General features: G+C 46.2%; 9 protein-coding genes. 6 read left to right on the top strand and 3 right to left on the bottom strand.

From position 1 onward, the window contains the following. Positions 1–74: 74 nt before the first annotated feature. Together P9J57_RS15030 and P9J57_RS15025 are read right to left on the bottom strand one after the other, a co-directional pair. A complete protein-coding gene (locus P9J57_RS15030; RefSeq protein WP_483279275.1) occupies positions 75–3032 on the bottom strand; it encodes an autotransporter outer membrane beta-barrel domain-containing protein in 2958 nt (985 codons plus the stop codon). 992 nt (positions 3033–4024) lie between these two features. Beyond that, positions 4025–4195, bottom strand: coding sequence for a hypothetical protein (locus P9J57_RS15025; RefSeq protein WP_028714925.1), 171 nt, complete (start codon positions 4193–4195; stop codon positions 4025–4027). Positions 4196–4644: 449 nt separating this feature from the next. On the opposite strand from P9J57_RS15025, the gene P9J57_RS15020 reads away from it, so the two are divergent. Then, positions 4645–5337 (top strand): hypothetical protein, encoded by a 693-nt coding sequence (locus P9J57_RS15020; protein WP_483279274.1) that lies wholly within the window; start codon positions 4645–4647, stop codon positions 5335–5337. Between the two features lie 68 nt (positions 5338–5405). Here the strand turns inward: P9J57_RS15020 and P9J57_RS15015 are convergent, their stop codons facing one another. Then, a complete protein-coding gene (locus P9J57_RS15015) occupies positions 5406–5531 on the bottom strand; it encodes a hypothetical protein (RefSeq protein ID WP_015700783.1) in 126 nt (41 codons plus the stop codon). A gap of 657 nt (positions 5532–6188) precedes the next feature. Between P9J57_RS15015 and P9J57_RS15010 the strand changes: the two genes are divergently transcribed. The 5 genes from P9J57_RS15010 to P9J57_RS14990 all read left to right on the top strand — a co-directional run bounded on the left by P9J57_RS15010 (position 6189) and on the right by P9J57_RS14990 (position 12894). Further along, complete coding sequence (locus tag P9J57_RS15010; RefSeq protein ID WP_105078715.1) at positions 6189–7607, top strand: sugar porter family MFS transporter; 1419 nt, start codon at positions 6189–6191, stop codon at positions 7605–7607. Positions 7608–8330: 723 nt separating this feature from the next. Beyond that, positions 8331–8873 (top strand): fimbrial protein, encoded by a 543-nt coding sequence (locus tag P9J57_RS15005; RefSeq protein ID WP_014593138.1) that lies wholly within the window; start codon positions 8331–8333, stop codon positions 8871–8873. Between the two features lie 91 nt (positions 8874–8964). Then, entirely contained in the window at positions 8965–9510 is a 546-nt protein-coding gene (locus P9J57_RS15000; RefSeq protein WP_155644226.1) for a fimbrial protein, read from the top strand. An 11-nt stretch (positions 9511–9521) separates the two neighbouring features. After that, the gene (locus P9J57_RS14995) at positions 9522–12047 is read left to right on the top strand and encodes an outer membrane usher protein (protein WP_483279273.1); all 2526 of its coding nucleotides are present in this window, start codon (positions 9522–9524) and stop codon (positions 12045–12047) included. A 106-nt stretch (positions 12048–12153) separates the two neighbouring features. Beyond that, the gene (locus tag P9J57_RS14990; protein ID WP_210511905.1) at positions 12154–12894 is read left to right on the top strand and encodes a fimbria/pilus periplasmic chaperone; all 741 of its coding nucleotides are present in this window, start codon (positions 12154–12156) and stop codon (positions 12892–12894) included.

Below are 12894 nucleotides of genomic sequence, written 5' to 3'. Positions count from 1 at the left end.
TTTCTGTCATGGTACCCAAACGTAAAAACCGGACATCTGAGGTAATGGGCTGACGTGGAATATTATGCGAACATTCAGAACTGGTATTTTATCCCCAGCGTGCCCTGTGTATCGCTAAAGCCATTATCGCCGAGTTGTTGAGCAACGTTGCCCCACAGTTGCAGGCGAGCGTTGATCTGACCTTCGACGCCAAGTTTCAGTTCACCCACATCGCGCGCGCCTGTGATCGCATTGCTGATACCATTCATCATGACACTGTCGTTATGGGTGTTATGGATCCAGTTGGCCTCAATAAACGGCTGGAAAGTGCGATCTTTGCCCTCATCACTGATGTGATTTCCCTGCTGATAAAACTTCATGCCCAAACGGGTCTGCAGATTTCCGTTGGTGTTGTTGACAACATGTGTGCCGTTATTTTCGATGTGATCGTCAGCCTGCACGTCCATCCAGGTAAGCTGTATCTTTGGCTGTAGCCAGTAACGCGTGCGGCCATCGCGGCTCTCTCCTGTCTGAAAGGTGTAGCCCGTTTCAAGGGCAGCGGTGATCCCATCAGCATGATATTTTTCCGTCGCCAGATTTTGCCCGGTAACCTGATTATCGAACCAGTTGTACAGCATCCATGCATCGACATAGGCCCCGGTTTTCTCTTTCTGGTTAGCGTACCAGGTGCCGTACAGGCCTACGCTGTAACCGTTAATGTCTCCACGTGAGGTATAGCCATTCGCTTTAGAATGCGTGCGGCTCTGGTTATTGGCGTAGCCGGTCATCAGGCCAAGGTGCCAGCGATCCAGTCCATTGCGGCTCCACTGTGCGATATCGCCGCCGAGCTGCATCACGTAACGATTACTTTGGGTATGGAGTTTGCCGGAAGCATCTCTGAAGCGGTTATGCCCACCGATATGGCGCATCCACAGGCTCGTGACTTTTTGTTCGCCCGTTAACCTGTCGGTGTATTGTGTTTCACCCAGGCGGTCGTGGAGGCGGGTATGGAACAGCGTGTTGGCCGCACGGGCATTTGCCAGATAGCTGCCAAATTCGGGACGGTACGCTTTTTCGCTGGCAAGAAACCAGTTGCTGTCTTTTTTAACTACATCGTAATCATAGGCCCCGGCGACGATTCGGCCTGATTTTGCAAAGGTACCGGCGGAATCACCTTTAACCGTGACAATTTCAATGCCCTTATCGGTCAGTGCTCCCTGTCCGCCCAGATTATTGATACTGACCCAGGTATGGCCGGCCGTATCGCCATTGACGATCAGTCGGTCAGCAGTGCCATTGTCACCTTCGAGAACGCTATTCAGGACCAGGTTGCCGTTATCCCCTGAATAATCACCCTCAATGGTTAACCTGTTGTCACTGTTTCGCTCAATGCCCAGATCGAGGAAGCCTGCATTATTTACCTTACCCGCAAGAGTGACATCCCGGACCGCAGAAGAAACGTTAACCCTTCCCCCTGATGCGATAGTGATCTGATCTGCATTGAGATCGCCGGAAAGGGTTAACGTCGCATTGCGGGTCTGCGCTGCGTTGCCAACATTAATGATATTCCAGTTCAGAATGGCGACATCGCCTGCTGCCCCCTCAGAAAAAGAAGAACCCGTCAGTGACTGATTGATATTGAGGGTAGTGATACTGTCCTCAGGATCATCGTCATCGTTTCCATTTATCACTGTCAGGCCGCTTACATCTGAACCCTGATTGAGATTCAGGATGTTATTCCCGTTTCCCAACAGAATCTGTCCGGAAACTTTGGCGCCGTTATTCAGGTTTACCGTTGCATCAGAATGAGTAGACCTGATTGCAATACCTGAGGCGGCTGAAATATCCGCACCCTGGTTCAGGTTGATGGTAGTTTTTCCGTCATTACCTCTAAAATCTGTATTGATACCGGCGACGCTGCCGCCAATAACCTCACCCGATATATTCACAGTCGTGGCGCCCGTTTCGCGGTTTAAGATATCTATGCCTGACTGAGTACCTGAAATTTTTCCCTGAATCTGAGTGAAGGCGATATCGCCGCCGTCCATGGTCGAGACGCTGACACCGGAGCCATTTTCACCCACGATTTCACCGCGGGTGGTAACGGAAGTATCGCCGCGACTGTGATTGTTCGCGTAGATACCATGCTCACCGCCGGTTATTTTGCCGCCAGATTGCACAATGGACAGATTGTTTGCGCTCTCAGCATTGTCGACGTAAATGCCTGAACCGTTAGTGCCTGTGACGTTACCTGCTGTCAGGATGGTGGTATCACCGATTCCGTGGTTGTAGGCATAGATACCGTAATGGCCCCCGGTGATGCTGCCATCTGACTGCATAACCAGGATGTCTTGTGCCGAAGCATGATTATCGACAAAAACGCCCGCGTATTCACCTGAGACATCACTGGTTGTGATGATGGACGTGTTTCCGGTACCTTGGTTAGATGCCTGAATACCGTTAAATCTGCCGGTTATTTTTCCGCCAGACTGCATGATGGAGAGGTTTTTTGCCGTGCTGCCATTCAGGGCATTAATACCGTTATTCGATTCTCCCTTCACCTCGCCGGATACCGCGATAAACGTATCGGCCGTTCCCATATACTGCGTTTGGATGCCATTCTGTTCCCCTGATATTGTGCCTGCTTCCTGAATAAGGGTGACTGCGCCTGCCTCGTAGGACGTAATGATTTCAATACCATCGGCTCTTTTCGCCACCACAGTGCCGGAAATGTTAAGCGTGGTGTCGCCCGTACCGGTATTTTCAATATTTATCCCTGAACCATCGGCTACGATAATGCCGCCTTCCTGCTGCGTAATGGTCAGGGATGAACCCGTGACGGATAAGCCATATCCGCTATCGGTATTAATGTAAGACGTCCCGTCCAGCACGACGTCGAGAACATCGCCTGTCAGGTTTTGTGTGTCATGATCGGCGCCACTACAGGTGTATTTGTTCCCTTCTTGGCTACAGACCGCCTCTGCAGGGGCATTCATTAATCCAAACGTACTCATCACCGTAGCGATAACAAACTTACGCGTTGTTCTGCTCATTGTTATTTATTCATCCATTTATTTCATCGATGTTTTTCTTAGCGTAATGGGGTTGTTAAATGTTCAGAAGATCGCTTTTCATCAGGCAGGAACATTCTTTTTAAGCATTCTGTTAAAATAATTATTTTTAATGTGAATATTTTAAATAACGCATCCGTTAACTTATGAATTAACATTAAGGATTAACGCTTTATTCTTAATGATAATTATTATTAAATTAATGTGACGTCATTTTTATACCCTGGTGGTGTGGCTGACTGAATGTTTTAATCTGCTCGAAATTAGGTTAATTAAATGTATAGAAATATTCCTTAATCCTGAGCGGTGCGTGAAGGTTATTTTGCAGAGATGCTGACCATTTAAAAATAGTTAATATCGATCGGTACAGTGTTCCTGATAGGTCGAGGCTATTGTATATAATTAATTGATCGATACGTCCTGTTTATTTGTAAGAGAAGCTCACGTTTGAATACAAGGCGATAGAGAAGAGACAACAGGTATCTTCTGTTGATGTCGATGAAAATGAAGAAATTAGGTGCGTGGCGTTTGGCAGGTTTTAATCGGCTGCTTAATTATTTAGATTCTCAGTAAATGCAATAATAATATTTTCGTCGGGGTAATGTTTGATAAGAACGTGAGGGAAGACTTCATTAATGAGAGATGGATCACGAATATCTGGGATGACAGACGCGTCATTTGTGGTGGTCGATGAAATATTTTTCAGTCTGGACAGGAAAAATCTTAAATCTGCTCCCTTATGGTTGAGGGTGAAATGTTAATATAATAATCAAATTAAGAACGGTAATGAAACACCACCGTGCGGGACTTTTGCTGCCAGGGGGATAAATAACGGCGGCATCCAGAGGATAATAACCGTGCTTAGCGGCCGTCATTTGCCGGCGCTGTACAGTCATTTTGCGAGTCTGGTGGAAAGTTAAATCAGATTTACGCAAACACAAAGTGAAAAAACCGGCTCAGAGCCGGATTTTTATTTAAGCCTGTGGCTGGCCTACAGGGCCTTTACCTAACGGGCCGCCTGGAACAGATTGCCCGCTTGGCGCATGTGGACGACCATCATTGCCCACAGCACCGCTGTCCTGCTGGCAACCCGACATCATTAAAAGGCTGGAAACAATCATTAAACCGCTCAAAATGCTTTTCATGTCTTTCCCTCGTGATGAATACACTATAAAACAGCTCGCCTGATAAGCCTGGTCGGTATTTCTGCTAAGTCAATGTTGGTGGGAAAAAGTAAGCCATATCATCAGGTTGACGGTAGTGAATCCAGACTGTGCAATGTAATGCCGGGAAACTGTTGTGCTGACCTTTGGCTAAGACGGCAGAGAACATATCCAGCCTTGTAATCCGAAGCCACGATGACAGACAGATCTGTAAAGAGCGATCATCCCGATGTGCAACCCGAGAAAAGAACCAGGGCGATACCAACGACGCAACAATTGATGAAACCCACGTACCTGAATGGGCTGATAAACAGCCGCATTACGCGAAGTATGAAATGGACTTTCATTTCTTGTTTCGTGAAAGTGCTGCATTCATGTGTTCATCTGGCTATGCTACCGACATGATGTTTAACGATATCTCAGGAGAGAAGATGACGGCGGCCGCTTATTTTGACGCTCTCTACGCGCAGCGTAACAGGGAAACCCAGCAATGCTGGCGGCAAGAAACAGCGAGTGTACATCAGCAAGCAGACAAGTTTTTCTATCCTGCCGGGCTTCACGCCCTGACCAGTGGCATTCAGCCCGTCCTGAATCCGCAAATTCAGTCACTCCTTGCCGATCTTCGTGGCTTAACTCAGGGGGATCCGCTGGCAGACGTCATGCGGGCCGAACATTTTCACGTTACCTTCCTGCCCGTCACGCCAGCGCGCTATCAAAGCCCGCAGCAGCTCCCGGCTTTAGCGGGCCTGAGGGATGCCTTTCGCCAGAACGTGACCGACTCGTCACTCAGGGTTGACGCATTACGGCTGGTGGCGCTTCCCGATCAACTGCTACTGGCAGGTATTCCTGAAGGCCACGCCGTAGCGCAAAGAGCAGCATGCTGGAATGCGCTGCTGTCACTGGAAGAGTGGCGGGATTTGCTTCTGCAAAGACATGGTGGAAAAACAACGCCACCGGAATACTGGCACACCACGTTGCTACGTTATCGTTCAACAAGCCTGCCCGACACGCTCAAATCGTATTTTACCGACAATATGCACCGAAGATATGGGGCTATTTCGGGCGACATCAGGCTGGTATTTGCGTTTTATAACTGGGCTTATCCAGAAACGATAACAGTTTAATCCGGAAGGATCCCATGATGAACAGGGATTCTTGCGCATCGCCAGGCGGTGCGGAAATGTGGCCGTTATTAATCGTAGTCACCGTTCTCGTAATGGGGCGAATAACGATCATCAAGTATTTCCTGGATAGCCATCAAACCCAGGATAAGAATCAAATTAATAAAGAACAGTAATAATAAAATGATGCTGGTCATTGCCTGTTTCCTGTCGTCACTTTTCCTTGAGGATGAACGCTCCAAACACGGCAGACAGGGAAAGTGACTGTTAAAAAATGATGTAAAAGGAAAGGGCGCGCATTGGGTCGAACAAGAACGTGTTAAAAAAACGGTATTTCGTCGTTGTCACCCTCAGGTAATAAATTGATGCGCTTTGCTGTGCAGTATTGTATTGCCTAAATGAGCAGCAAGAAGCATCGATAACCAGAAAAGTAAATTACGATATTTCATCGCGTGTGCGGTGAGCGTGGTTAACAAGAATACGGGTACATAGCGGCTATTTATTCTTATACGATGCATCATATCGTCAGCGCGGCACCGTGACGGTCAGGTCTTCTGGCGACTCTTCATGCAAGACTGGCGCGATGATGGCTTAGGTTAATTACCCGCCGGGTTTGGATGGTTCCACGGGTCAGCGGTCACCATCGGGCTTTTTACACATTATCGCCAAAAAAAGCGTGTTGAAATATCAGGTCATAAAACGATAAATGCGCCCTCCCTCATTCAGTGAGATCTGCATCACACTTAGAGTGGGATCAGTAAAATCGTCCATATCCTGACCTCATTTGCCCTCATCGCCCGCTATCGCTACTTTATATGCTGCATGGACACGACATGTTGTATGAGCGGAGCTTAATGATGTCTCATGTAAATACTTTCACTATTCAAAGCGAACATAAGCAAAAAGTTCGTCGTATGAACCTGTTCATCTCAGTTTCAGCCGCGTTAGCCGGGCTGCTGTTTGGACTGGATATTGGCGTGATTTCCGGTGCGCTACCTTTTCTGACTCATCATTTTAGCCTGAGCAGCCATGAGCAGGAGTGGGTGGTCAGCATCATGATGCTGGGTGCCGCGCTAGGGGCGCTATGTAATGGCTGGGTATCGCATCGGCTTGGCCGAAAATACAGCCTGATGGCGGGCGCCGTGCTGTTTGCTATCGGATCGCTCGGTTCCGCGGGCGCAACCAGCGTTGAAATGCTGTTGATCTTTCGTCTGCTGCTGGGCCTGGCCGTTGGCGTGGCATCCTATACCGCGCCGCTTTATTTATCTGAAATGGCCACTGAAAACGTGCGTGGCAAAATGATAAGCCTGTATCAGCTGATGATTACCCTGGGCATCGTAATGGCCTTTATATCGGATACTGCTTTTAGCTACAGCGGTAACTGGCGGGCCATGCTGGGGGTTCTGGCCATTCCCGCCGTTGTACTTTTTATTATGGTCATTTTCCTACCGAACAGCCCACGCTGGCTGGCGGCTAAGGGGATGCATATTGAGGCGGAGGAAGTGCTGCGCATGCTGCGCGATACGTCGGAAAAAGCCCGCCAGGAACTCAATGAGATTCGGGAAAGTCTGCGCATGAAGCAGGGCGGTTTTTCGCTTTTCAAAAGCAATAAAAATGTCAGGCGTGCGGTCTTTATGGGCATGTTATTGCAGGGCATGCAGCAGTTTACCGGGATGAATATCATCATGTATTACGCGCCGCAGATTTTTAAAATGGCGGGCTTTAAAAGCACTCAGGAGCAGATGATCGCCACCGTTATCGTTGGCCTGACCTTTATGTTTGCCACCTTTATTGCCGTTTTTACCGTAGACAAAGCGGGCAGAAAACCCATCCTGAAAATTGGCTTCTCGGTGATGGCCTTTGCCACTCTGGTATTAGGTTACTGCCTGATGAAAGCAGGGCAGGGAAATATCAGTGACGGCCTGTCCTGGGTTTCAGTCGGCATGACCATGTTATGCATTGGTGGATACGCAATGAGTGCAGCACCCGTCGTCTGGATCCTGTGTTCTGAAATCCAGCCGCTAAAATGCCGTGACTTTGGTATTACCTGTTCCACCACGACGAACTGGGTGGCGAACATGATTATCGGTGCGACCTTCCTTTCACTCTTGGGCAGCATCGGCGCAGCCGGAACCTTCTGGCTGTATACCGGGTTTAACCTGGTGTTTATTGTCATTACTGTGTACCTGGTGCCGGAAACCAAGAATGTGACGCTGGAACGGATTGAGAGGAATTTGATGGCGGGTGAGAAGTTGCGGGATTTGGGGCGATAATTACTTTCATGACAGTATCCAACTATGCATTTCCTTAATTAATTCAGGACAGGTAATGGCCGCTGAGTTTTAGACTGTTACCTGTCAAAGCGTTACACGGCATGAGCATTTATATATTCTCCATACAGTTGTTAAACACGCATCTTTAAGTGATAAGTCATTTCGTTTACGCTTAACCTTCCATCTTTTATATAGGATATGATTCGATACACGGAATTCTGAGCTTATCGCAAATATTAAATAATGATATCCAGAATGATGGAAGATATTTTCTCCCTTCAAAACAGCGATGACGTACGTCTCGTGTCATTGTTCGAACTTAATCTCGTCATTAAATCACGTGTAATGTTGCTATTGTTAATGAGCTTGCTTTCTTGATGTTAACTAATGTTACAAGATTGTTTTAGGTTAACTAACTATTAATTAAATCTTTTTTTGTGATATTCAATCTACTTTTTGTGGTTAAACGATATTTTAGTCTGTTTTGTGAATTTTTATTGGTTCATTATTCTTTTTGTGTTTTTTGAGAGATGGAAACAAAAAATTAATATCTCGTTGTTAAGTGTTCCCTTGAGTTTGGTGACAATTACATTGGGTTAAGGGTTATTATTTCTCCCGTTCAGAAGCATGCCGTAATTCTTCTGTAACCACGCTTCTTAATAAGCGTGTGAGTGACGAATGCGTATCACGCATTATAAAAACTAAGTTTAAGGGATTGTTGTAATGAAATTGAATAAAGCGGTTAAATCATTCGGACTGTGTGCAATGATGGTTGCATTTGGCGCTACTGCAGCTGACCAGGGCCATGGCGAAATCAACTTCAAAGGTTCAATTGTTGATGCACCTTGCTCAATCACTGCTGAGTCTGCAAACCAGACTGTTGATTTAGGTGAAGTGACCAATGCTGCGCTAAAAAACGGCGGCAAATCTACACCTAAAGCTTTCACAGTAAAACTGGAACAGTGCGATACCGCAACTTCTGAGAGCGTAACTGCGACCTTTACCGGTGCAGCTTCTGCTGGCAACAAGGACCTGCTGGGCATTACCGGTACCGCGAGTGGAGCATCTATTGCTATCACTAACGGTGCAGGTCAGATCATCAAACTGGGCGAAGAATCACCGGCTCAAAGCATCCAGGATGGTACTAACTCACTTGCATTCTCTGCTTACCTCCAGGGTGACGTTGCGCAGGATGAAAATTCTCCAGTAACTATCGTCCCGGGTGATTTCACCTCTGTTGCGAACTTTACTCTGGCTTATAAATAAGGGAATAAGCAAGGGTTGATGATTTACATTAACCTTCGCATGCATGAGCAGAGTTATCTGCTCATGCCGTTCCTTGAAAGGATTTCTCTTAATGAAAATAAAGCCGCAGACTTTTTTCTGGATGCTGCCTTTCATACTGACATTTTGTGCATCTGAATATGGGTTTTGTTATTCACTGGATCACGGGCATGGCGTTGTCGGTATGCAAGGCAGCATCCTGGATGCACCTTGTGCAATTGAAGTTAATGACAGAGATCAACTTATCGATATTCCAGCATTAACGACAGGAGAAATTATTCATGATGGTGCTGGTTTTACCAGGAATTTTTCTATTCATCTTATTAACTGTTCACTTTCTAATACTAACACGCCAGGCGGGGACAAAACTCATTTTGTCGTTACCTTCGACGGAATACCTGACGGGAAATTATTCGGAGTAAATGGTGCGACCGGCATTGGAATTGAAATCCAGGACAAGGTGGGCAATATTGCTGTTCCCGGTCAGCCCATGCCAGCAGGACAGTTAGCGAAAGGTAGGCAAACTCTCAATTACCAAATGAGAATTGTCAGTGATATGCATCATATGCATTCTGGGAAATTTCGTGCCGTAGTGCGTTTTAAAGTTGACTATTACTGAGCTTTTTCTTGATGCTTAATATTATGAAAAAACAGAATTATAAAAATCGCTCGTTAAAATTATCAATTTGTCCGATCGCACTGGCCGTCTTATCCGCATTTTTTTTGCCCGGTTATGTAATCGCAGCTGATGATGATATTGAATTTAACATAGACGTCCTGGATGTGAAGGAGCGCGGTGAAGTTGATATTGATCGTTTTTCACGCGTGGGTTATTTGATGCCGGGAAACTATGTTTTTAATGTGGTTGTAAATAAGTCTGAATATCCAGATGAAAAAATTAAATATATTTCTCCTAAAGACAATCCGGATGACTCTTTAGCATGTTTATCTCCCGAGCTGGTTAGCCGACTTGGTTTTAAAGAATATGAATTTAAAAAATCGGGTTGGTGGAATAACGGTCAATGTCTTGATGTGAATTCTTTTCCAGGAATGACAGTCAGACCCGATCTCGGTTCTGGTGTATTACAAATAAATATCCCTCAGGCTTTGATGGAGTACACGTCTGAAAATTGGGATCCGCCTTCTCGCTGGGATGACGGCATACCGGGTTTTATTCTTGATTACTACCTAAATGCCAGGCATTCCCAGTCAAGAACCAATGCAGATTCGCAGACGTTAAGTGGTAATGGGGTTGCGGGGCTTAATATGGGTCCATGGCGCATGCGCGCAACCTGGCAAGGTGATTACGATCGTGAGTCTGGAGCAAACGGCAGCACAAAAAAAAACATTAAGTGGGATAGGTTCTATATTTTTCGCGCAATAAAATCGCTTAAATCCGAACTGATGCTGGGTGAGGCTTATTTGCCATCGACGCTGTTTGACTCGTTTCGTTTTACTGGTGCCAGCCTAACGTCTGATGATGCGCAACTGGCTCCAAACTTACGTGGTTATGCACCTGAAGTGGTCGGCGTGGCAAAGACTAATGCCAAGGTAACTGTGAGCCAGCAGGGAAGCGTAATTTATGAAACCACGGTAGCGTCTGGGCCTTTCCGCATTCAGGATCTGAACAACGCGGTGATGGGAAAACTGGATGTCACCATCCAGGAGCAGGACGGCACTAAACGTACGTTTCAGGTTGATACGGCAACGATACCCTATCTGACACGCCCTGGCAGCCTGCGCTATAAGCTGGCATTAGGTAAGCCGTCAGATTACGAGCACAATACGCAAAATATCAATTTTGCCACCGGTGAAGTTTCTTGGGGAATCTCAAACGGTTGGTCTGTTTATGGCGGTGGGCTTTTTGCCAGCGACTACCTGAGTATGGCTATCGGTATGGGACGAGATTTGCTGGCTTTCGGGGCAATCTCGCTGGACGTCACCACTGCAAAGGCGAAATTAAATGAAAGCGTTACCCGTAAAGGTAATTCTTATCGTTTAAGTTATTCCAAACGTTTTGATGATTACGATAGCCAAATTACCTTTGCGGGTTATCGCTTTTCTGATCGCAATTATATGACGATGTCACAGTTTTTAAGTGCTAAAACGGCGAGTTACAGTAATCCCGGTAACGGTAAAGAGCTATATACCATCACGCTGGCAAAACAGCTGAGAAAGCTCAATGCAGGGATATACCTGAGTTATAACCACCAGACATACTGGGAGCGGTCGGCAAGTGATACGTGGAATCTTTCACTCTCTAGCAGCTTCGATATTGGTCGGTTTAAAAATGTCAGTGTGAGCCTTACCGGATACAGGACGCAATACGATAAAACGCAAGACGATGGTGTTTATCTGAGCTTGTCACTGCCGTTTGGCGAAGGGACATTGTCTTACAGTGGTCAAACCTCTCGTGGGACACAAAGCCAAAGCATAGGGTGGCGTGACAATCTCGGTGAGAGAGGCAGTTACGATATTGATGTTGGTACATCAACGGATGGCGAACATTCAATTAGTGGTTATTACGATTATACCGGTAGCCTGGCAGAGATTACGGCTTCAGCCGGATTAGAAAATAACGGATATCGTTCCTTGGGTCTGTCGCTTGAAGGGGGAATGACGGCAACAGCACAGGGTGCAGCGCTGCACCGCTCATCTGGAGCAGACGGAACCCGTCTGATGGTCGATACCGCTGGAATAGCGGGGGTTGCCATATCCGGTGGTGGTGAAAATGTGAAAACAAACTATTTTGGTAAAGCTGTTGTTACTGATGTAACCAGTTATTATCGCAGCAACATCAATATTGACCTTGATGAAATTCCAGATGATGTTGAAGCGACGCGTTCTGTAGTCGAAGATACGTTAACCAAAGGCGCAATTGGCTACCGAAAGTTTGGAATTTTAGCCGGGCAAAAAGGAATGGCGGTCGTAAAACTTAAGGATGGATCAGTACCGCCTTTTGGTGCCATGGTCAGAAATGAAGACAAAATCCAGACGGGTATTATCGCCGATGATGGAAAAGTCTGGCTATCTGGAATGAAAACCGGTGGGAAAATGGATGTCAGTTGGAACGGCAGGGAGAAGTGTACCTTTACCTTGCCAGAAAGACTTGTTGAACATACCGGGAATTTATTACTCCCATGTATTGAGAAGTAATTAAAAGCAGTGGTAACTAGTATCGTTAAACCTTAATAGAGTTTTTATACTTTTGTCTTGGTGTTACCACTATTTTTATTAGCTTAAGGAATTAATTGAGGTTGAAATGTCTAAAATATGCAAAACGTCTTTCTTGAGTTTGATAACTCTGATGGCAACAACGGCTATTCCTGTGGCGAATGCGGCAGTGGGACTTGATCGCACTCGTCTGATAATTAATGGTGATCAAAAGTCAGAGACAGTAACAGTTACCAATCACAATAAAGAAGCACCTTATCTTGCTCAGGCATGGGTTGAAGATGAATCAGGTAAGAAACTTGAAAACGAATTTATTGCATTACCGCCTTTGCAACGTATTGAACCTAAATCGAAAGGTCAGATAAAAGTACAGGCGATGGGGGAAAGCGCTAATGCCCAGGATAGGGAGTCGTTGTATTATTTTAACGTGCGCGAAATTCCGCCCAAAAGTAAAAAACCTAACACCCTGCAAATCGCATTACAGACACGTATAAAAATGTTTTATCGCCCGGCAAGCCTTAAGTTAGCTAGTGGAGATGTCCCCCAGGAAGCGATTACATTAACACGTGAAGGTGACCGTTATCGTATTAATAACCCAACCGGTTATTATGTCACCGTGGTTGGTATGGGGTCGACCACTCAGGCCAGCAATAATGAATTTAAGTCAGTGATGGTTGCGCCAAAAAGCAGCGAGCTTGCTGAAGCTAGCGCTGCGAAACTAGGGACAAAACCGGTACTGACGTATATCAATGACTGGGGGGGGCGTCCTAAATTAATTTTTAGCTGCTCGGGTAATACATGTAAGGTTACTGATAAACAAGTAGGGTAA

It is taken from the genome of Pantoea sp. nfd-35 (genome assembly GCF_056892255.1).
This window is presented reverse-complemented; position numbering and strand designations above follow the sequence as displayed.

What these genes read in the sequence shown, in the direction of transcription:
- P9J57_RS15030 (WP_483279275.1), bottom strand. Translation starts at nt 3,032, where the DNA reads ATGAGCAGAACAACGCGTAAGTTTGTTATCGCTACGGTGATGAGTACG.
- P9J57_RS15025 (WP_028714925.1), bottom strand. Translation starts at nt 4,195, where the DNA reads ATGAAAAGCATTTTGAGCGGTTTAATGATTGTTTCCAGCCTTTTAATG.
- P9J57_RS15020 (WP_483279274.1), top strand. Translation starts at nt 4,645, where the DNA reads ATGACGGCGGCCGCTTATTTTGACGCTCTCTACGCGCAGCGTAACAGG.
- P9J57_RS15015 (WP_015700783.1), bottom strand. Translation starts at nt 5,531, where the DNA reads ATGACCAGCATCATTTTATTATTACTGTTCTTTATTAATTTGATTCTT.
- P9J57_RS15010 (WP_105078715.1), top strand. Translation starts at nt 6,189, where the DNA reads ATGATGTCTCATGTAAATACTTTCACTATTCAAAGCGAACATAAGCAA.
- P9J57_RS15005 (WP_014593138.1), top strand. Translation starts at nt 8,331, where the DNA reads ATGAAATTGAATAAAGCGGTTAAATCATTCGGACTGTGTGCAATGATG.
- P9J57_RS15000 (WP_155644226.1), top strand. Translation starts at nt 8,965, where the DNA reads ATGAAAATAAAGCCGCAGACTTTTTTCTGGATGCTGCCTTTCATACTG.
- P9J57_RS14995 (WP_483279273.1), top strand. Translation starts at nt 9,522, where the DNA reads ATGCTTAATATTATGAAAAAACAGAATTATAAAAATCGCTCGTTAAAA.
- P9J57_RS14990 (WP_210511905.1), top strand. Translation starts at nt 12,154, where the DNA reads ATGTCTAAAATATGCAAAACGTCTTTCTTGAGTTTGATAACTCTGATG.